This window comes from Pseudomonas frederiksbergensis, from assembly GCF_900105495.1.
GTDB classification, from domain to species: domain Bacteria; phylum Pseudomonadota; class Gammaproteobacteria; order Pseudomonadales; family Pseudomonadaceae; genus Aquipseudomonas; species Aquipseudomonas frederiksbergensis.
In genome coordinates this window covers 2,284,824-2,306,106 of record NZ_FNTF01000002.1, presented here as the reverse complement: position 1 = coordinate 2,306,106, position 21,283 = coordinate 2,284,824, and the positions used below count along the sequence as shown (strand labels likewise).

Genomic DNA, 21,283 nt, shown 5'->3' with positions numbered 1-21,283 from the left:
CTACGTTCATCAGTTTCGCCTGCCTTAAGCCAGTTGACTCCTCAACTGCCGCGCCGCCGCCACCATGTTCACCAACGCCGCCTCAGTCTCCGGCCACGCCCGAGTCTTCAGCCCGCAATCCGGGTTCACCCACAACCGCTCAGCCGGAATGCGCTTCACGGCTTTGCTCATCAATTTCACCATTTCCGCCGTGTCCGGCACCCGTGGCGAGTGGATGTCATACACGCCCGGCCCGATGTCATTCGGGTAGTCGAACGCTTCGAAAGCCTCCAGCAATTCCATGTCCGAGCGCGAGGTTTCGATGGTGATCACATCGGCGTCCATCGCCGCGATTGACTGGATCACGTCATTGAATTCGCTGTAGCACATGTGGGTGTGGATCTGGGTTTCGTCCCGCACACCGGAGGCGCTCAAGCGGAACGCTTCTACCGCCCAGTCGAGGTATTCCTGCCATTGCGCACGGCGCAGCGGCAAGCCTTCACGGAAGGCGGCTTCGTCGATCTGCACGATTTTGATGCCGGCGGTTTCCAGGTCCACCACTTCGTCACGCAGGGCCAACGCCAGTTGCTGCGCCTGGATTTTGCGCGAGACGTCTTCGCGCGGAAACGACCACATCAGCATGGTCACGGGACCGGTGAGCATGCCCTTCATGACCTTCTCGGTCAGGCTTTGCGCATAGGTGATCCAGTCGACGGTCATGGCGTTCGGCCGACTCAGGTCACCATAGATAATCGCCGGTTTCACACAGCGCGAACCGTAGCTTTGCACCCAGCCGAAACGGGTGAACAGGTAGCCGTCCAGTTGCTCGGCGAAGTACTCGACCATGTCGTTGCGTTCAGCTTCACCGTGCACCAGCACGTCCAGCCCCAGGCGTTCCTGGACTTGCACGGCATGACGGATTTCGCTGTGCATGGCGTCGGTGTAATCGTTGGCCGACAGCTTGCCTTGCTTGAACGCCTGGCGTGCCAGACGAATCGAACCGGTTTGCGGGAAGGAACCGATGGTGGTGGTCGGGAATGCCGGCAGTTTCAATCGCGCACGCTGCTGCTCGATGCGTTTGGCGAACGGCGAATGGCGTTGGCTGTCCTTGTCACTGATGGCGTTTATCCGTGCCTGTACTTCGGCTTTATGGATACGCGGCGATTCGGCGCGACTGGCTTGAATGGCACGGCTTTCGGCGAGTGCGGCTTGCACCTTGGGTGACTGCGGGTCGTTGAGGGCATCGCGCAGCACGGCGATTTCGCCGCACTTTTGTACGGCGAAGGCCAGCCAGCTTTTCAGTTCAGGGTCGAGTTTGTCTTCGCGATCCAGATCCACCGGGCTGTGCAGCAACGAGCAGGAACTGCTGACCCACAGATTGTCGCCAAAACGTTCCTGAGCCGGCTGCAACTGAGCGAGCACTTGCTCCAGTTCGCAGCGCCAGACGTTGCGACCGTTGACCAGGCCTACCGAGAGAATCTTGTAGGTCGGCAGACGGTCCAGCACCTGGCCGAGTTGATCCGGGGCGCGCACGGCATCGATGTGCAAGCCTTGCACCGGCAGGCTGACCGCCAGGCCGAGGTTGTCTTCCAGACCGCTGAAGTAGGTCGCCACCAGTTTTTTCAGCGGCGAATATTGAAGAATGTGATAGGCGCGCTCGAAGGCGTTTTTCCAGGCCTGTGGCAGGTCAAGGGTCAGGATCGGTTCGTCGATCTGCACCCATTCCACGCCCTGAGCGGCGAGGCGGCCGAGGATTTCGCCGTAGATCGGCAGCAGGCGTTCCAACAGGTCGAGTTTGTCGAAGTCATTGCCTTTGGCTTTGCCCAGCCACAGGTAAGTCAGTGGACCGATGATCACCGGTTTGACGCTATGGCCGAGGGCCTTTGCCTCGTCGACTTCGTCGAACAGCTGTTCCCAGCTCAGTTTGAATTGTTGATCAGCGCTGAACTCCGGGACCAGGTAGTGGTAGTTGGTGTCGAACCACTTGGTCAGTTCCTGGGCGTATTGCGCTTTGCTGTGTTCGCCGCCGCAGCAGGCCGTCGTGGCGCCACGGGCCATGGCGAACAGGGTGTCGAGGGTCGGCAGGCCGCGCGAGTCCTTGGCGCTGTCGAAACGCTCGGGGATTACACCGAAGGTCAAGGAATGGGTGAGGACCTGGTCGTACCAGGCGAAGTCGCCCACGGGCAGCAGGTCGATGCCGGCGTCTTTCTGCAATTGCCAATGGGTGGCGCGCAATTGGCGGCCGACGCTTTTCAGCGCGTCCTGATCCAGATCGCCCTTCCAGTAGGATTCGAGGGCTTTTTTCAGTTCGCGGTCAGCGCCGATGCGCGGGAAACCCAGTGTGTGTGCCAAGGCCATGTGAAATTGCTCCCTCTAAAAGTTGCTGTAAAACATGGCGCTATTGTCGACAGCTAACCCAACATGAGACAAACTCAACCTTTTCGTGTTGATCACAAGTTTTCCTCATGGAGCCCCCGGTGCTTGAAATCCGTCACCTGAAGACCCTGCACGCCTTGCGCGAAGCCGACAGCCTGGTGGATGCGGCCGACCGCTTGCACCTGACGCAGTCCGCCCTGTCCCATCAGTTCAAGGAACTTGAGGAACGGCTGGGGATGCCGTTGTTCGTGCGCAAGACCAAACCGGTGCGCTTCACCAGCGCCGGTTTGCGCCTGCTGCAACTGGCCGACGCCACCCTGCCGTTGCTGCGCGGCGCCGAGCGCGATATCGCGCGGCTGGCCGGTGGCACTGCCGGGCGTTTGCACATGGCGATCGAGTGCCACAGTTGCTTTCAGTGGCTGATGCCGACCATCGACCAGTTCCGCGATGCCTGGCCGGAAGTCGAACTGGACCTTGCCTCAGGATTTTCCTTTGCCCCGCTGCCTGCGCTGGCCCGTGGCGATCTGGATCTGGTGGTGACCTCCGACCCGCTGGAACTGGCCGGGATCACTTACGTGCCGTTGTTCACCTATGAAGCGATGCTCGCGGTCGCCAATCAGCACCGCTTGGCGAACAAGGCCTACATCGTCCCGGAAGATTTGCTCACCGAAACGCTGATTACCTACCCGGTGGAGCGTGATCGGCTGGACATCTTCACCCGTTTCCTCGAACCGGCCGACATCGAACCGGCGCAGGTCCGCACGTCGGAACTGACGGTGATGATGATGCAATTGGTCGCCAGCGGCCGCGGCGTGTGCGGCATGCCCCATTGGGCGCTGCATGAATACAGCTCACGGGGTTATGTGAAGGCCAAGCGGCTGGGCGAGAAAGGTTTGTTTGCGACGCTGTACGCCGGAATTCGCGCCGACATGCTGGATGCGCCGTACATGCGCGACTTCCTGCTGACGGCCAAGGACACGTCGTTCTCGACACTGGACGGCGTCAGCGCCGTTAAATAGCACACCCTCCCCTACCGATCGTTCCCACGCTCCGCGTGGGAATGCAGCCCGGGACGCTCCGCGTCCCTTCAAGGGCCGAACGCAGAGCGTCCGTTGAGGCATTCCCACGCGGAGCGTGGGAATGATCATGTTTGTGATCCCCAGATTCAGAGTTCCCGCCACATGTGGATCTTGTCGAAGTAGTCTTCGCCCACCCGTACCGCCAGCGGTTCGAGGCCAAACTGGATGAAACCGCAACGCTGGTACAACTTGAACGCGGCGTCATTACCTGCGGTGACGGTCAGCTGGATCAGCCTCAGAGCTTTATGCTCCTGCGCTTCAGCCAGGGCAGCCTGCACCAGCTGATATCCGACCCCGCGCTGCCGGACCTTGCCCGACACGTACATGCCGAACAATGTCGACTTGTGCCGGGCCTTTTCCCGGGGTTCGAAGGCCAGGCCGACGATGCCCGCCAGCTCACCGCCTTCGAACGCGCCGAACACCACGTCCAGCTTGCTGGTAAGGCGTGATTCCCACCAACTCAATGGCATCACAGCACGTTCGCGCACGCTGGAGGTAAACGCCTGGGGATGCAGGTCATAGGCTTCGAGCATCAGCGCCCGATAGTCCAGGGCATGACTGGCATCAAGCCGTTCAATCCACATGTTCAAGCCATCCGTCGTTGTTCCAGCATCAGTCGCACCGCCAGCGCCGACAGCACGAACCCCATGAAATAGCGCTGCACCGCCAGCCAGGACGGGTTGTTGACGAACCAGGAGGCGATGCCCGCAGCGAACAGAGCGATCAGCAGATTGACGCTGAAACTGACGCTGATCTGCGTCAGACCCAGCATGATGCTTTGAGTGAACACCGAGCCATGCTCAGGCGTAATGAACTGCGGAAACACCGACAAATAAAACACGGCGATCTTCGGGTTCAGGGCGCTGGTCAGAAAACCCATGGTGATCAGTTTGCGCGACGAGTCCGGCGGCAACTGCTGCGCTTCGAACGGTGAACGCGCACCCGGTTTGACGGCTTGCCACGCCAACCACATCAGGTACAACGCGCCAGCCCACTTCAGCATTTCGTAGGCCATCGGCACCGCCAGAAACACCGCGGTCAAACCGGCAGCCGCCGCGAACAGGTGCACGAAAAACCCCGCGACCACACCCAGCAACGACGTCACACCGGCCTTGCGCCCCTGGCAAATCGAACGGGAGATCAGGTAGATCATGTTCGGCCCCGGCGTCAGCACCATCAGCAAGGCGGCAGCGGCGAAAATCAGCAAGTCTTGAAGCGGGATCATGGGCAAGTCCTTTTAGTCCAGAAATGATCAAGCGATCGCGGTTAACGAGGCTCGATAAAACGGCAGGATCAGGTCCCGTGTCAATGGCGCCAGCGTGAGATTGCCGTCAGTGGCCGGGTCGATCCAGCGCACCTCTTCGATCTCCGCCGCAGGCGATACGTCCGAGTCGATGGTCAGCTGAAAGAGTTCGGCCTGGACGGTAAAACCCGGCTCATTGGCGGCCGGTGCCGAGAATTGCCCGAGATAAGTGGCGTGTGCCGGATCGATGACCAAGCCCAATTCTTCTTCCAGTTCACGGGCCAGCGCGTGCACCGGTTGTTCATGGGCTTCGATCTTGCCCCCCGGCTGCATGAACGCTTCGGTGCCGCGCTTGCGGACCAACAGCGTTCGACCGTGCGGGCCGATCAACAGGGCAGCGGCGATGCGGATGAGATGGGGCGAAGCAGTGGCTGAAAGGGTCATGGATCAGGATTGTCCTTGGCAAAAGACGCAAGGATCACATGGCTGCCGCTGCCTCGTCACGCCGAAAAAACAGCTTCAAAGCACCACTGGCCCCTGTGGGAGCAGGCTCGCTCCCACAGGTTTTTTTGTAACGTCTGGAAAAACTAACCCACCTCGAGAATCGCGCCGTTCACTTCTTCCGGCACCTTCACAAAAATGCTGTATTTCGCGCCTTCCATCGCTTCGAAGGCGATCAACTTCTCCACCAATGGCCCATTCAACACCTTGCCGGCATTGAGCAGCAGCATGCCGTTGTCGGCATTGAGGTTGCGCGCCAGGATCATGCCCGCCGCCACTTCCCGTGTGGTCAGTACCTTGACCGACGGATCGGCCAACGAGACATCGCTCAGGTACGCGGCACAGACCTGGATGAAATCCTCCACCAGCTCGGGATCGTAGAGTCGCCCGGCATAGCTGCGGATGTAGACCAGCGCTTCATCGCTGTTCATCTGCCGCTCGAGAATCAGCCCGCGCTGCAACTCGATGAAATCCACCGCCAGTTTCAACAGCCGCGAACCGAACGGAATCGCCTCGCCCTTGAGCCGGTCGGGGAATCCGCTGCCGTCCCAGCGCTCCTGATGATGAAGAATCAGGCGGGCGGCGTCCTTCATCGGGTCGAGCGTCATCAACAGCGATTCACTCTGCTTGGGATAACCGCGATAGCGTTCCCGATCGCTGTGATGCAGCAGGTCCGCGGGCGCGGTCATCATGCTGTCGGTCCAGCTCAGCTTGCCAATGTTGTAGAGCGCCGCGGCCATGGTCAGGTCGCGACCGGTACCCTCGTCCAGGCCATGAAGTTTGCAATACACCCGCACCAGCTCGATGATCTGGCGGTTGGTCTGTTTGGCCGGCGGCAGGCGCAGGTTGGCCAGCAGCGAGAACACCTCGGTGCCGGTGACATAGCTGTGCTTGAGTTCTTCGTAGGCCAGGTCGAGCATGTCGGCGGTCTGCTGGAGTTCGGCAGTGCGGGCGGCGACGTGTTTTTCCAGGGTGGTATTGAGCGACTTCAACTGGTCGTTCTGCACCCGGGTCAACTGCTCCAGGCGCTGGCGTTCGCGCTCGGAATGTTGATGAGCCAGGGCCTGGCGCAAGGTCAGGAGCATTTCCTCGTCGTTCCAGGGTTTGCTGATGTAGCGGTGAATCTTCCCTTCGTTGATCGCCTTGATGATCGTCGGCATGTCCGCGTAGCCGGTGAGCAGAATCCGGGTAGTCGCCGGGTATAGCTGATGGATGCGGGCCAACAGCGTGGCGCCATCCATATTGGGCATGCGGGCGTCCGTCATCACCAGCTCAATGGAATGTTGCTCCATGATCTCCAGCGCCTGGGCACCGCTGGTGGCCAGCAGCAACTCGTAGGGCTGGCCGCGTAACAGGCGACGCAGGCTGTTGAGAATTGACTCCTCGTCATCGACCAGCAGCACCTTGGGTTTATCGTTCAGTGTCGTGGGGAGTTGCTCTTCCATGGCGTTACCTCAAGTGAAACGGGCAGATCGTTGTGGCAGGCCCCGAGGCAAACATCCCCTATTGCCGGAGCCTGACCTACAGGCTAGATGATTTTCCGCCCGCCAACCGAAATGATTCGGCTCATTGAGTTGCGCGAAATGCAGGACAGGCGACTATGCTCAGCTGACTCGGATCCATAATCTGTGCGTTCGGCCAGGTGATCAGGGAAAGGAAGCCCCGTATGAGAAAACCGCATCAAGCTGCCGCCGGTACTGGCGTATGTCGATAAATACGCTGCTGGCGCGGACCAATCGACGAATTCTTATCGTCGACGACACAGCCTCGATTCATGCGGACTACACCAAGATCCTCAGCCCGCCATCGATCGATGACGACAGCCTGATCAGCGCTGAAAATGCCCTGTTCGGCACTCCTGCGGCGCAATCGCTGCAGAGCTTCGTGCTCGACTCGGCGTTTCAGGGCCTCGAAGCCCTGGACAAGGTCGAGACGGCACTGGCCAACGACATGCCTTACGCGATGGCCTTCATCGACATGCGCATGCCGCCGGGCTGGGACGGGCTGCAAACCATCGAACGGTTGTGGCAGGTCGATCCCAAGCTGCAAGTGGCGCTTTGCACCGCTTATTCCGACTATTCCTGGGAAGACATCGACGACCGCCTGGAACTGGGCGATCGCCTGCTGATTCTGAAAAAACCCTTCGATGCCATCGAAATTCGCCAAATGGCCAGCGCATTGACGGCCAAGTGGCAAATGACCGAAGACGCAGAGCTGAAGATGTCGCTGCTCGAACAGGCGGTCGAAGAGCGCACCCGAGAGCTGTCCGACGCCAACATCATCGTGCAGAACAGCCCGACCATTCTGTATCGGTTGCGCGGCGAGCCGTCGTTTCCGTTGATGTATATCTCGCACAACATCACCAAATACGGTCATGTCGCGGCGCAACTGGTCGCTTCGGCCAACTGGGCCCAGGAACTCATCCATACCGATGATCAAAGCAAGGTCGACACTGCCATGGCCCGGGTTCTGGACCGGCATGCGGCAGGCGCTTCCATCGAGTTCCGGATGCGCACTGGCGAAGGAGCCTGGCGCTGGGTCGAAAACCGCTACATCCCGGTGCGCGACGATGAAGGCCGGTTGCTGGAAGTCGAAGGCATCATCATCGACATCACCGAACGTAAACTGGCCGAAGAGAAAATCGCCCTGTTGGCCCGTACCGACGGGCTGACCGGGCTGGCCAACCGTGCGACGCTGATCGAGCGCTTGCACCAGGCATTCGCCTCGGCGCGTCGGGGGGCGGCACCGTTCGCCATGTTTTACCTGGACCTGGATCACTTCAAACGCATCAACGATACCCTCGGCCACCCGGTGGGCGATCTGTTGTTGCAAGAGGTTGCGCGCCGGATCAAGGACTGTGTGCGCGAAAACGATGTGGTTGCTCGCCTCGGCGGTGACGAGTTCGCGATCTTGCAGCTGGACGTCAGCGACCCGACCCAATCAGCGGCCCTGGCCGCCAAGATCCGCGACACGCTGGTACTGCCCTATTCCCTGGACGGCAATGATGTGCGGGTTTCGGTCAGTATCGGCATCAGCAGTTACACCCCGGTAAGCACCAGCGCCGACGGTCTGCTGACCCAGGCCGACATGGCGCTGTATCGCTCCAAGGAAAAGGGTCGCAACCAGTACCACTTCCACTCCGAGGAGATCAATCAGGAAGTGGTCGAACGCATGACCATCGCCAGCGACCTGAGAACGGCCATCGAACACGACGAACTCGAACTGCATTACTGGCCGGAAGTGGACCTGAGCAGCGGCAAGATCCTCGGCATGGAAGCGCAGGTCAGCTGGAACCACCCGGAGCGCGGTTTGCTGGAAGCCCCGGCGTTCCTGCCCGCGGCGGAAAAGACCGGCACCATCGTCGCGCTCGGTCACTGGGTCCTGGATCATGCCTGCCAGCAAATGCGTCAATGGCGCGATGAGGGCATGGCGCCGCCGGTGATTGCGATCAAGCTGTCCCTGGCCCAACTCAAGAGTGGACCCGAACTGATCTATGACGTGTTGCGCACCACTGCACGCTGGGAACTCTGCCCCTGGGACCTGCGCTTCGATGTCACGGAAGCGACGCTGGCCCAGACCAAATGGACGCACAACGATGTGCTGCCGCGCCTGCGTGAACTGGGGGTGAAGATCGCCATCGACGACTTCGGCACCGAGTACTCCTCGTTCGACTACCTCAAGACCTATCAGGTCAATCACCTGAAACTCGCCCAGGCCTTCATCGACACCGCGGCCCGCGATCCGGCCAGTGCGAACACTTTGCGCGCCATCATCAACTTCGCCCGTGATGTCGGGATCGGCATCATTGCCGAGGGCGTCGAAACCCAGGAGCAGCGCAGCTCGCTGATGGCCACCGGTTCACCGATGAACGCCCAGGGTTACTTCTTCAGCAAAGCGGTCAGCAGCCAGCAGGCCGCCGAGCTGCTGAAGGCCGGCAGCATCGTGCCCCCCAGCCATGACATCGGGCCGATTCTGGACAACATGCCACGCCTCACGGAGGACAAAGGATGAAATCGCCTTTCGTGCGGACCAACCGGCGCATCCTGGTCATCGACGACACGCCCTCGATTCATGAAGACTTTCGCAAGATTCTTGGGCCTGAGGCCGATGACGAAAAGACCCTGGCCGGCACTGAAGAAGCCCTCTTCGGCACCGTGCAGCTGGATCGGCTGACGTTCCAGCTCGACTCGGCCTATCAAGGCCAGGAAGCCCTCGAACTGGTCACGCGCGCACGGGCCGAAGGTCGCCCCTATGCCATGGCGTTCACCGACATGCGCATGCCACCGGGCTGGGACGGCCTGGAAACCATCGAACAACTGTGGAAGGCCGACCCTCACCTGCAAATCGCGTTGTGCACCGCTTTTTCCGATTACACCTGGGAAGACATGGCCGAACGACTGGAATTCGGCGACCAGTTGCTGGTGCTGAAAAAACCCTTCGACAGCCTGGAAATCCGTCAGATGGCCAGTGCCCTGACCTGGAAATGGCAGATGGCACAGGACGCGGCGATGAAGGTTCTGAGCCTGGAGCAAACCATCGAGGCGCGGGTCCACGAACTGCTCAAGGTGTCGCACCTGTTGCAGTACGACGTACTGACCGAGCTGCCCAACAGCACGTTGCTCGGTGACCGGTTGAACCAGTCCCTGGCCCTGTCCCGGCGCCATGACAAACAACTGGCCGTGATGTTTCTGGGCCTCGATCGCTTCAAGCGCATCAACAATGCCCTGGGTCATCCGGTCGGTGACGAAATGCTTAAACAGGTCGGGCGCAATCTGGTGGCGACGGTGCGCGAGTCCGACTCGGTGTTCCGCTACGGTTCCGATGAATTCGTGGTGATCCTCGCCGACGTCCGCCATCCCCAGCAGACCAAAGGCATCGCCGAAAAACTCTTGAACGCCATCCGCGTGCCGCAGCACATTGCCGGCCACGACCTGAGCGTTACCGCCAGCCTGGGCATCAGCATTTACCCGGACGACGGCTTCGATGCCATCGCGCTGATCAAGAAAGCCGAAACCGCGATGCGCAACGTCAAGGAAACCGGTCCCAACGATTTCAGTTTTTTCATTGACGAGATGAACCAGCGCGCCCGGGATCAGCAAAGCATCGAGAGCGGCATTCGCCTGGCGCTGGAGCGCAACGAATTTGTCCTGCATTACCAGCCCAAACTGGACCTGGGCAGTGGCCAGGTGGTCGGGGCCGAGGCGCTGATTCGCTGGCAAAAACCGGGGCACGGCCTGGTCTACCCCTCGGAGTTCATCAGTGTGGCCGAAGACAGCGGCTTGATCGTGCCGTTGAGCAAATGGGTGCTGGCCGAGGCGTGTCGCCAAAGCTGCGCCTGGCAGGCCGCGGGGCTGCCGAAGATCTGCATGTCGGTGAACATGTCGGCCATCGACTTCCGTCAGCGGGACTTTATCGACGGCATCGAACAGACACTCAAACAAACAGGCCTGGACCCGGCCTTGCTTGAGCTGGAAATCACCGAAGGCGTGTTGATGCAGAACGTCGAATCCACGGTGAACGCCCTGACCCGGCTCAAGGAGATGGGTGTGCGGCTGGCCATCGATGACTTCGGTACCGGTTATTCCAGCCTGAGCTACTTGCGGCGTTTTCCCATCGATGTGCTGAAAATCGACCAGTCGTTCATTCGCGGTTTAAGCAACGACAGCAGCGACGCCGCGCTGGTCAGCGCCATCATCAGCCTGGGCCGGAGCCTCAAGCTGACCATCATTGCCGAAGGGGTGGAAACCCTCGAACAACTGGATTTCCTCAAGGCCCATCGATGCGAAGAAGGCCAGGGTTTCTATTTCAGCAAAGCCGTCGAACCCGATGCCTTCGTCCGGTATCTGGGGTCGGTGAAGCCCTCTTCGCCCGCAGCCACGTGAACGATGCGCCACGACACACAGGCCCAAGCCAAGGAATCATCAGATGTCGCCTTTCTTTCACCGTCTGCTATTGGCGCCGTTGTTCGGACTCTGCCTGAGCGCTGGCGCCGCGCCGCTGGATGAACCGCTCAAACCACTGCCGGCGGAGCCCCAGCAAAATCCGCTGCGGGTCGAACTCGGTCGCCAGTTGTTCAACGAGACACGCTTGTCGGTGAACAACTCTCTGTCCTGCGCCAGTTGCCATCGACTGGAAAACGGCGGTGCCGACAACAAGGCATTTTCCATCGGGTTCAACGGCGTTCCAGTGACGGTCAACACCCCCAGCGTGTTCAACTCCAGCCTGAATTTCCGGCAATTCTGGAACGGCCGCGCCGACACCCTGGAAACCCAAATCCACGAAGTGGTGCAGAGCCCCAGCGAAATGGGCAGCAACTGGGTACACGTGGTGAAAATGCTGTCCGCTGACCCGGCTTACAAGACCTCGTTCAGTAACGCCTACCCCGACGGCGTGACCATGAACAATGCGCAAAATGCCCTGGCCGCCTACGAACGCACGCTGATCAGTGCCAACTCGCGTTTCGACCAATACCTGATGGGCGATACCGACATTCTCACCCGAGAGGAAAAGTACGGTTACCAACGCTTCAAGGAGTACGGCTGCATCGCCTGCCACCAAGGGGTGAACATCGGCGGCAACATGTACCAGAAGTTCGGGGTCATGGGCGATTACTTCCAGAGACGCGGCAATCCCACCGAGTCTGACCTGGGCCGTTACCTGGTCACCAAGGATGACGAAGACCGCAATGTGTTCAAGGTGCCGAGCTTGCGCAATGTCGCCGTGACCGCGCCGTACTTTCATGACGGCTCGGCCAAAACCCTCGAAGAGGCGGTGGACGTGATGTTCAAGTTCCAGCTCGGCCGTGACCCCTCTGACGACGACAAGACCCTGATCATCAAATTCCTCAAGACCTTGACCGGCGAATGGGGAGGCAAGCCCTTATGAACATTTCCCGTCGTCGCAACCTGATGCTGCTTGGTTTGGTAGCCGTGCTGCTGGCCTCGATGTTGCTGTTCCTGTACCTCAAATCCAATTCGAGCCAGACGACGACCTACGCCGAATCCCGGGACCTGATCGGCCGGATCAAACAACTGAACGCGCAGTGGGAGACCGAGATCCTCAAGGCCAGGATTGCCATCAGTCACAACTACGATCCGCTGGTCACACCGCCTACCCAGATGTCGGCGCTATGGGAACGGTTCGACACCATGGAAACCAGCCACGGCCGTAAAGAATCACCTATCTGGCGTGAAAGCCATGCTGCCTACCTCGCCGCCATTCAGGAAAAAACCCGTCTGGTGGAACGGTTCAAATCTCACAATGCGGTGCTGCGCAACTCGCTGGCATTTCTGCCGACCGCAGAAGACGACATTCAAGGGCAACTGGGTCAGGTGGTGGATGGCGACCAACTGCAACTGCAGAACATCGCCACCGACACCTATGACTTGCTGCTCAGCAGCCTGGAGTTCGCTCAGGTCACCTCCGACGACAAGGCCGCCGACATCTTGCTCGGGCTGAACAAACTGGGGGTCAACAAACAGAGGTTGCCGGAGCAGTTCCACAGCCCGATCGATATCTTGAGCAACCACATCGCGCTGATCCTGCGCGAACAACCGGTGGTCAATCGGTTACTGGAGAACATCGAAGCCGTTCCCGTGGCCCAACGCCTGGACGACATTACCAACCTGCTGAACACGGACCAGCAGCAGACCGATGCAATCGACCAGCGCTATCACTTCTACATGTTGTTGTTTTCGGTGCTGCTGGTGTTGCTGCTGGTGTACCTGGCGATTCACCTGATGCGCAGCTTCACGGTGATCAATCGCGTCAACAAAGCCCTGCAAACCGCCAATGAAGACCTGGAACTGCGGGTTGAAGAACGCACCCGCGAACTCAAGGATACCCAGAGCGAACTGCTCGACACCGCACGTCAGGCCGGCATGGCCGAGATTGCCACGAACGTGCTGCACAACGTCGGCAACGTGCTCAACAGCGTGAACATTTCAGCCGACCTGGTGAGCCGCAAACTGCGCGCCAGCAAAACCCAGGGCCTGGGCAAGGCCATGCAACTGATCAACGACCATCAAGGGGACCTCGGTACCTTTCTGACCGAAGACGCAAAAGGCAAGTTGCTACCGGGCTACCTGAACCAACTGGTGGAGGCGATAGCCCTGGAACAACAAGGCATGAGCGACGAACTGGCCCAGCTGACCAAAAGCGTGGACCACATCAAGGACATCGTTGCCACCCAGCAGTCCTACGCGGGCGCCAACAGCCTGATGGAACCGCTGTACATCAGCGAATTGCTGGAGGACGCCCTGCGCATGAACTCCGGCGCCCTGACCCGACACCACGTCACGGTGGTCAAGGAATACGGCGATGTGCCACAGGTCATGGGGGACAAACACCGATTGCTGCTGATCCTGATCAACCTGATCAGCAACGCCAAATACGCCATGTCCGATCTCACCAATCGCCCGCGGCAAATGACCCTGGGGGTCAAAATCGTCGAAGACACGACCCTGCAAGTCAGCGTCAAGGACGACGGCGAAGGCATTGCCGAGGAAAACATGACACGCATCTTTGCCCACGGGTTTACGACCCGCAAGGAAGGCCACGGCTTTGGCCTGCACAGCTGCGCCCTGGCCGCTATCGAAATGAATGGCCACCTCACCGCCCATAGCGACGGACCGGGCAAGGGCGCGCTGTTCACGTTGCAGATCCCGCTGAAAACCGTACCGGAGGAAGCATGAGCGAGCTTTCGAACCGACGCATTCTACTGATCGATGACACCCCGTCGATTCACGTGGACTTCCGCAAGATTCTCACCCCCATGCCGGAGCAGACCGCCGAACTGGACGAGATGGAAGCCGCACTGTTTGGCAACGAAGTGAAATCAACCCGTGCACTGTTCGAGCTGGACTCGGCCTATGGCGGCCAGGAAGGCCTGGGCAAACTGAACGAAGCCTTGCAGCAAAACCACCCCTACGCCCTGGCATTCGTCGATATGCGCATGCCCGAGGGCTGGGACGGTGCGCAAACCATCGAACATTTGTGGCAGGCCGACCCGCGCCTGCAAGTGGTGGTGTGCACCGCCTATTCCGACTATTCCTGGGATGAACTGCTGGACCGCTTGAAAGCGCATGACCGGCTGCTGATTCTGAAAAAACCGTTCGACAACATTGAAGTCCAGCAGATGGCCAATACCTTGCTGACCAAATGGGACATTACCGAACGAGCCAGCGTACAGATGGACCATCTGGGTCAGATGGTCGAGCGCCGAACCCGCCAGCTCACCGACGCCAGCGTCGAATTGCAGCGGGAAATCGACGAGCGCAAACAGCTGGAAACCCAATTGGTGCAATCGGAAAAACTCGCTTCACTGGGGCAACTCGCGGCCGGTGTCGCCCATGAAATCAACAACCCCATCGGCTTCATTTCCTCCAACCTCGGTACCCTGGACGGCTACTTCAAACAGCTGCAGGAAATGCTCGACGCCTATCGGGATGCGGAAGAAGCGATCGGCTCCAGCGAGCTCGTCGAGCGTTTGCACCAACTGCGTGAACGGGTCGAGCTGGAGTTCCTGCGCGAGGACATTCCGCTGCTGATCAAGGAATCCAAGGATGGCATCAACCGGGTCGGGCAGATCGTCAAGGACCTGAAGGACTTCTCCCGGGTGGACTCCAGTCAGGAATGGCAGTGGGCCAACCTGCAACAGGGCATCGAATCGACCTTGAACATTGTCGCCAACGAACTCAAGTACAAGGCCGATGTAATCAAGGAATATCAGGACCTGCCCGACATCGAATGCCTGCCTTCGCAAATCAATCAGGTAATCATGAACCTGATCGTCAACGCCTCTCAGGCCATCGGCCCGGAGCGCGGCACGATTACCTTGCGCACCGGGCTTGAAGCGCAGACGGTGTGGATCGAAGTCGCGGACACCGGCGCCGGCATTGCGCCGCAGTGCCTGCAAAAAATCTTCGACCCGTTCTTCACCACCAAACCGGTGGGCCAGGGGACGGGGCTGGGGTTGTCCCTGTCCTATGGCATCGTGAAAAAACATCGCGGGGAAATTACGGTGCGCAGTGAGGTGGGCGTGGGCACAACCTTCAGGGTTCAGTTGCCCGTGCACCAGACAAAACCAGCCGCCTGAACACAATTCAAACTGTGGGAGCGAGCCTGCTCGCGAAGGGGCCATGTCAGTCAACATCGATAGTGACTGACACACCGCCTTCGCGAGCAGGCTCGCTCCCACAGGGTTCTTCACCGGTATGGACGTCAGGTGGCTTCCTGGAAATCCATCTCCGGTGGCTGGCGACGGAAGCCGCCGGTCAGCACCGCCAGGTACACCACGCCAATCGCCAGCCAGCTCAGGCCCAGATAGATCGCCAGATGATCGAGGCTGACCATCAGCCACAAATCCGCCGCCAGACCGATAAACGGGAACAGCAGGAACAACACGAATTCACGCAGCCCTTTGTGCTCACCGCCAATCCAGTAGTGAAAGATCACCGACAGGTTCACCAGGCTGAACGCCAGGAACGCGCCGAAGTTGATGAACGAGGTCGAGGTGGTGACGTCCAGTTTCAGCGCCAACAAAGCGACTGCGGCGCACAGCAGGATGCTGTTGAGCGGCGTGCCAAAGCGTTCATGCAAGGTGCCGAAGAACGATTTGGGCAGCACGCCGTCACGGCCCATGGCGAACAGCAGCCGCGAGCCGCTGGCCTGCGCCGACAGGCCCGACGCGAACTGGCCGACGATCAGGCCGATCAGGAAGATCGACACGAACAGGTCACCACCGATGTTGCGGGCAATTTCATAGGCCGCCGAGTCGACGCTGTCGAACTGGAACGACGGATGCGCGATCTGCACGAAGTACGACACACCGACAAAGATCAGCCCGCCGATCAGGGTGATCAGCATGATCGCTCGCGGGATGGTGCGGCGTGGGTCGCGGGTTTCTTCGGTCAGGGTGCTGACCGCGTCGAACCCCAGGAATGAATAACAGGCGATAGCTGCACCGCTCATGATCAGCGGCATCTGCATGTCACCGTTGAAGAACGGTTTGAACGACCACAACGGCGTGCTCGCATCACCACCGACGTAATGAACGCACAGCGCCACGAAGGCGATCAGCACCAGGAACTGCACCAGCATCAGTAACGCGTTGATGCCGTTGGCCAGTTTCAGGCCGACGATGTTGATCGCACTGGTGATGCCGATAAACGTCAGCACCCAGATCCACTGCGGCACGGCCGGGAAGGCGGAGTGGAGGTAGGCCGCGCCGATCAGCCAGATCGCCATCGGCAGGAACAGGTAGTCGAGCAGCACGGCCCAACCGGCGATGAACCCGAGTTTCGGGCTGATCGCCTTGCGAACATAGCTATAGGCCGAGCCAGCGACGGGGAACGCCGCGGCCATTCGGCCGTAACTCATGGCGGTGAAAAACATCGCCACCAGCGCCGCCAGGTAAGCGGCCGGGACCATGCCGACGGTGGATTGAGCGAGGATGCCAAAGGTGCCGAGCACGATGATCGGCGTCATGTAGGCGATGCCGAACAGCACCACCGACCCCAATGACAGGGTGCGTTGCAAACGAGCCATGAGCGACTACTCCGAATTTATTGGATTTATGGCAGAGCCGAGTTCGGCGCTAAATTTCGGGTATTGCATGATCGTTCCCACGCTCCGCGTGGGAATGCAGCCCGGGATGCTCCGCGTCCCAAAAGCGGACGCGGAGCGTCCGTTGAGGCATTCCCACGCAGAGCGTGGGAACGATCGGTCTTCTTCAGTTTTTAGGAATCAGCAGCTCCCGCAATCCACAAGCATGCTCAACAACCTCCCCCGGCAACCGCAGCCGCTGATCATCCAGGTACCGATAATCCTGCCGCGCCGCCGTCAGCTGAGTCAGGTCCAGCTCCACTGCAAACTGCCCCTCCTCCCGCCCGGCCTCGAACAGCAAAGTCCCCAGCGGATCCACCAGCGCACTGCCGCCCGCGAACACCAACCCGCTATCGCCCTCTTCCACCCGGTTGACCATCAGCGCAAACGCCTGGTTTTCCTGGGCGCGGGCCATGATTGCGGTGCGGTGAGTCGGGCCGTAAGGGTCCATGTTGCCGTTGGTGACGATCAACAGTTCTGCACCCAATTGCGCCAGGGCCCGAGCGGTTTCCGGAAATTCGATGTCGTAGCAAATCAGCAGGCCGACCCGCACACCGTTCCACTCACACGTCGCGTAACGGTCGCCAGCCTCGAACACTCCGCGATCCGACGCCCAGAGGTGCGTCTTGCGATATTTCAGCGCGATACCTTCGGGAGTGATCAGCAACGTGGTGTTGTAGAAGCGGCCGTTGTCGTTCTCGGCCATGCCGATCACCACGGCGATCTGGCGTTCACGGGCCGCGGCCAGCACCGCGCTGACGGTCGGGCCGTCCAGCGGTTCGGCGGTCTCGGCCAGCGCTTCGAGGGTCGGGAAGCCCATCAGGTGGGTTTCGGGAAACACGATCAGCTGCGTATCGGCAGCACAGCCCGCTATCGCCTTCAGCGCGCGTTCGAGGTTGTAAGCCGTGTCGTTGTCACGGCCCGCCAATTGGGCGAGTTCGACTTTCATGGGTATTCCTTGTTCTTGACCAGGCTGGCAGAAAGATTGCCCGGTCGGTGTCTGTGCGCCAGTATGCGCAGCAAGCCACCGGCCGGAAAATCACGCCGGTGGGGTAACCCGATAGGGGTAGAGGCATGACACTCTCGTTAGACGACATCGCGTGGCACCGCTCGGTCGGGCAACTGATCGACGCCCTGGACAAGCCCAATTTCTGGACGCAACTGGTCCGGTTACTGGATCAGTACGTGACCTTCGACAGCTGGGTGGCGCTGCTTTTCAGCGCCGATCAGCACCCGCAAGTGTTCGCCGAATGCCCGGGCGCGGACGGCAGTCCTGATCAGTTGTTCCAGGACTATCTGCGCGGTCTGTACCTGCTCGATCCGTTCTACATCGCCTGTCGCGAGCAATCGCGCACCGGGCTCTATCGTCTGTCGGAAGTCGCGCCGGAGCATTTCGAACTGACCGAGTATTACCAGCGCTACTTTCGTCTGAATGTGGTGGCCGATGAAATCCAGTTCAATTGCCAACTCGAAGGCGACCGCACGCTGTGCCTGTCACTGGGCAGCAAGCAGCGTTTCAGTGGCCAGCAGATCGCCTTGCTGTCGCTGATCCAGCCCTGGGTGCTCGGCCTGTTGCGTCAGCGCCTGCCCTACGAAATCAACGAAGTCGTGGCCCTCGCACCCGCACCGCCGCAAGTCGACTGGCGCGTGCAGCTGGAAGCGTCGGTACAGCAACTCAAAGGCGCGCAATTGACCGCACGGGAGCTGGATGTCGGGCGCTTGATGCTCAGCGGTTGCTCCAGCAAAGAAATCGCCCGCAAGCTGGAAATCTCTGTCGAAACCGTGAAAGTCCATAAGAAACACATGTACAGCAAACTGGGGATCAAATCCCAGTCAGAGCTGTTTTCGATTTTTCTCCAGGCCCAAAATGCCTGATTACAACGCGGAGTGCTTTTTACTGTGGGAGCGAGCCTGCTCGCGATTGCGGTCTTTCATTCAGCATTGATGTCGACTGAACCACCGCAATCGCGAGCAGGCTCACTCCCACAGGGATCTGTGTGTATCCATGCCCCTGCTGCGTTGAAACTATTGAGTCCGAACCCAAGGAAACCGTATGAGCCTGTCACTCCTGAGCCGCTACGCCTTCTTTGCCGTCTGTGTGATCTTTACCCTCGCCAGCCTGCCCTTCCTGGCGCACGACTGGCTGTGGCCGATCACCGCCGTCACCGGCATTCTCAGCCTCGTGGGCCTGTTCGATCTGCTGCAAAGCCCTCACGCGGTGCGCCGTAATTATCCGATCCTCGGCAACATCCGCTATCTGGTGGAGGGTATTCGCCCGGAAATCCGCCAGTACCTGCTCGAGTCCGACAGCGACGCCCTGCCCTTCTCCCGGGCCCAGCGTTCGCTGGTCTATTCACGGGCCAAGAATGAAAGCGCCGACAAACCCTTCGGCACCTTGATCGATGTGTATCAGTCGGGTTTCGAATTCATCGGCCATTCCATGCGCCCGGCGCCATTGAGCGACCCGAGCAGTTTCCGGGTAACGGTCGGCGGCCCGCAGTGCACGCAGCCGTACTCGGCGTCGGTGTTCAACATTTCGGCCATGAGCTTCGGCTCCCTCAGTGCCAACGCGATTCGAGCGTTGAACCAGGGGGCAAAACTCGGCAACTTCGCCCACGACACCGGCGAAGGCAGCATCAGCGCCTATCACCGGGAAAACGGCGGCGACCTGACCTGGGAACTGGGCAGCGGCTACTTCGGCTGCCGCACCGCGGACGGCCGTTTCGACCCGGAACGCTTCGCGGCACAAGCGCAGACGCCGCAAGTGCGGATGATCGAAATCAAGATGAGCCAGGGCGCCAAGCCCGGTCATGGCGGGATCCTGCCCAAGCACAAAGTCACCCGGGAAATCGCCGAGACCCGCGGCATCCTGATGGGCGAAGATTGCATCTCACCGTCGCGGCACAGTGCGTTTTCCACGCCGATCGAACTGATGCACTTCATCCAGCAACTGCGCGAACTGTCGGGCGGCAAACCGGTGGGCTTCAAGTTCTGCCTGGGCCACCCATGGGAATTCATGGGCATCGCCAAGGCCATGCTGGAAACCGGCATCCTCCCCGACTTCATCGTGGTCGATGGCAAGGAAGGCGGCACCGGCGCCGCGCCCGTGGAATTCACCGACCACATTGGTGTGCCAATGCGCGAAGGCCTGTTGTTCGTGCACAACACGCTGGTCGGCCTGAACCTGCGGGACAAAATCAAACTCGGCGCCAGCGGCAAGATTGTCAGCGCCTTCGACATCGCCAGCGTCCTGGCCATCGGCGCCGACTGGGCCAACTCGGCACGCGGCTTCATGTTCGCCATCGGCTGCATCCAGTCGCAAAGCTGCCACACCAACAAATGCCCGACCGGTGTCGCCACCCAGGACACACTGCGCCAACGCGCACTCGTCGTCCCGGACAAGGCCCAACGCGTCTTCAACTTCCACCGCAACACCCTCAAGGCCCTGGCCGAAATGCTCGCCGCTGCCGGGCTGGATCATCCTTCGCAATTGTCGGCCAAGCATTTGGTTCGACGCATGTCGGCGACCGAGATCAAACTGTTCTCGCAGTTGCATGTGTTCTTGAAACCGGGAGAGTTGCTGACCGGGGAGGTGAATGGCGAATTTTATTCGCGGATGTGGCAGATGGCGCGTGCGGACAGCTTTGAGCCGAACGAGTCGGCTGCCGCGTAAACAACGATTGAACGCCAACCTCATCGGGAGGTTGGCTTTTCACCAAGGAAGGACAGCATGCTGAAAGTCATCGCTCAGGATTTGATCAAACCCGAACACATTGAAACCGTTCGCCCGTGGTACGCCGAACTTGTCGAGAAGACGCGACTGGAACCCGATTGCATCGCTTACGACCTGTTCGTCGATCAAAAAGACCCCGGGCACTTTATCTTCGTCGAACAATGGCCGAATCAGGCAGCGCTGGATGCTCATTGCCAGTCTGAGCACTTTCGGCGACTGGTACCGCAGATCAATGCTTACCAGGCCAGGGATTGTATTGTCGTGCTGATGGATGCGTTCTGACGCCTGCGTCACCAGTGCAGCGGCCCAAACATCAGGATCGTCGGCTGAAAACCCCTCATGACTCACACCCACGAAACACCACAAACCTGGAAAAGAAGAACTCGCCAATCAGGTACAACAACCAAGACGATGTCACCGTCACCAAACCATGCACCTGCCACAGATCTGCGATATGTCCGACGCCATAGCTCACGACACCCATGACAGCGCTGAACAACAGATAGCCCAGCACCATCGCCTTCCTGTCAAAGGTGTAAAGCGCATGCACATGAAAGGAAAAGGAGACGGCGACGCAAAACGCCACAAGGTTGCTGATCGCCTGACTGAGTTCGAAGGCGACGGTGAGTACGAAAAAAATCTGCCAATGAATGAGCGCATTGATCACGCCAATGACCATGTAGCTACAGAATCCTTTCCATAACGCTTTCATTCCGGCACCTGCCAATATCCCTGTTTCAGGTGCCTTTCAAATTAAGTGACAACCCT

At 59.7% G+C, this 21,283-nt stretch carries 17 protein-coding genes and 1 pseudogene; 10 read left to right on the top strand and 8 right to left on the bottom strand.

Going from position 1 to position 21,283, the window contains the following annotated elements; all coding sequences use genetic code 11:
• Window positions 1-24: 24 nt before the first annotated feature.
• Window positions 25-2,337, bottom strand: a complete 2,313-nt coding sequence (metE, locus tag BLW70_RS10850; RefSeq protein WP_074874013.1) for a 5-methyltetrahydropteroyltriglutamate--homocysteine S-methyltransferase — start codon at window positions 2,335-2,337, stop codon at window positions 25-27.
• Between the two features lie 119 nt (window positions 2,338-2,456).
• On the opposite strand from metE, the gene metR reads away from it, so the two are divergent.
• Window positions 2,457-3,374 (top strand): transcriptional regulator MetR, encoded by a 918-nt coding sequence (metR, locus tag BLW70_RS10845; protein WP_074874012.1) that lies wholly within the window; start codon window positions 2,457-2,459, stop codon window positions 3,372-3,374.
• 146 nt (window positions 3,375-3,520) lie between these two features.
• Here metR and BLW70_RS10840 read toward each other — a convergent pair whose 3' ends face one another.
• From BLW70_RS10840 to BLW70_RS10825, 4 genes are all read right to left on the bottom strand, one after another.
• Window positions 3,521-4,018 (bottom strand): GNAT family N-acetyltransferase, encoded by a 498-nt coding sequence (locus BLW70_RS10840; protein WP_074874011.1) that lies wholly within the window; start codon window positions 4,016-4,018, stop codon window positions 3,521-3,523.
• 2 nt (window positions 4,019-4,020) lie between these two features.
• A complete protein-coding gene (locus BLW70_RS10835) occupies window positions 4,021-4,659 on the bottom strand; it encodes a LysE family translocator (RefSeq protein WP_074874010.1) in 639 nt (212 codons plus the stop codon).
• Between the two features lie 27 nt (window positions 4,660-4,686).
• A complete protein-coding gene (locus tag BLW70_RS10830) occupies window positions 4,687-5,121 on the bottom strand; it encodes an NUDIX hydrolase (RefSeq protein ID WP_074874009.1) in 435 nt (144 codons plus the stop codon).
• Window positions 5,122-5,264: 143 nt separating this feature from the next.
• A complete protein-coding gene (locus BLW70_RS10825) occupies window positions 5,265-6,623 on the bottom strand; it encodes a response regulator c-di-GMP phosphodiesterase, NosR family (protein WP_074874008.1) in 1,359 nt (452 codons plus the stop codon).
• A gap of 259 nt (window positions 6,624-6,882) precedes the next feature.
• Between BLW70_RS10825 and BLW70_RS10820 the strand changes: the two genes are divergently transcribed.
• The 6 genes and pseudogenes from BLW70_RS10820 (at window position 6,883) to BLW70_RS31465 (ending at window position 15,274) form a co-directional block, all read left to right on the top strand.
• On the top strand, window positions 6,883-9,189 hold the full coding sequence (locus tag BLW70_RS10820; protein WP_074874007.1) for a GGDEF/EAL domain-containing response regulator: 2,307 nt from the start codon (window positions 6,883-6,885) through the stop codon (window positions 9,187-9,189).
• Window positions 9,186-11,060 (top strand): putative bifunctional diguanylate cyclase/phosphodiesterase, encoded by a 1,875-nt coding sequence (locus BLW70_RS10815; protein ID WP_074874006.1) that lies wholly within the window; start codon window positions 9,186-9,188, stop codon window positions 11,058-11,060. The genes BLW70_RS10820 and BLW70_RS10815 overlap by 4 nt, the downstream gene beginning before the upstream one ends.
• Before the next feature lie 43 nt (window positions 11,061-11,103).
• Window positions 11,104-12,063, top strand: coding sequence for a cytochrome-c peroxidase (locus BLW70_RS10810; RefSeq protein WP_074874005.1), 960 nt, complete (start codon window positions 11,104-11,106; stop codon window positions 12,061-12,063).
• Complete coding sequence (locus BLW70_RS10805; RefSeq protein WP_074874004.1) at window positions 12,060-13,871, top strand: DAHL domain-containing protein; 1,812 nt, start codon at window positions 12,060-12,062, stop codon at window positions 13,869-13,871. Before BLW70_RS10810 ends, BLW70_RS10805 begins: the two co-directional genes overlap by 4 nt.
• A gap of 590 nt (window positions 13,872-14,461) precedes the next feature.
• Window positions 14,462-14,548 (top strand): annotated as a pseudogene (locus BLW70_RS31470) (hypothetical protein); the annotation flags it as partial.
• Between the two features lie 57 nt (window positions 14,549-14,605).
• Window positions 14,606-15,274: an ATP-binding protein gene (locus tag BLW70_RS31465; protein WP_404942556.1), complete on the top strand. Its 669-nt coding sequence runs from the start codon at window positions 14,606-14,608 to the stop codon at window positions 15,272-15,274.
• A gap of 125 nt (window positions 15,275-15,399) precedes the next feature.
• Here the strand turns inward: BLW70_RS31465 and BLW70_RS10795 are convergent, their stop codons facing one another.
• Window positions 15,400-16,725, bottom strand: a complete 1,326-nt coding sequence (locus BLW70_RS10795) for an APC family permease (protein WP_074874002.1) — start codon at window positions 16,723-16,725, stop codon at window positions 15,400-15,402.
• 184 nt (window positions 16,726-16,909) lie between these two features.
• A complete protein-coding gene (locus BLW70_RS10790; protein ID WP_074874001.1) occupies window positions 16,910-17,731 on the bottom strand; it encodes a carbon-nitrogen hydrolase family protein in 822 nt (273 codons plus the stop codon).
• Between the two features lie 125 nt (window positions 17,732-17,856).
• Between BLW70_RS10790 and BLW70_RS10785 the strand changes: the two genes are divergently transcribed.
• From BLW70_RS10785 to BLW70_RS10775, 3 genes are all read left to right on the top strand, one after another.
• Window positions 17,857-18,657, top strand: coding sequence for a helix-turn-helix transcriptional regulator (locus BLW70_RS10785; RefSeq protein ID WP_008147857.1), 801 nt, complete (start codon window positions 17,857-17,859; stop codon window positions 18,655-18,657).
• A 178-nt stretch (window positions 18,658-18,835) separates the two neighbouring features.
• A complete protein-coding gene (locus BLW70_RS10780) occupies window positions 18,836-20,455 on the top strand; it encodes an FMN-binding glutamate synthase family protein (RefSeq protein ID WP_074874000.1) in 1,620 nt (539 codons plus the stop codon).
• Between the two features lie 57 nt (window positions 20,456-20,512).
• Window positions 20,513-20,797, top strand: a complete 285-nt coding sequence (locus BLW70_RS10775) for a putative quinol monooxygenase (RefSeq protein WP_074873999.1) — start codon at window positions 20,513-20,515, stop codon at window positions 20,795-20,797.
• A 55-nt stretch (window positions 20,798-20,852) separates the two neighbouring features.
• Here the strand turns inward: BLW70_RS10775 and BLW70_RS10770 are convergent, their stop codons facing one another.
• Entirely contained in the window at window positions 20,853-21,227 is a 375-nt protein-coding gene (locus BLW70_RS10770; protein WP_074873998.1) for a GtrA family protein, read from the bottom strand.
• Between the last annotated feature and the right edge of the window lie 56 nt (window positions 21,228-21,283).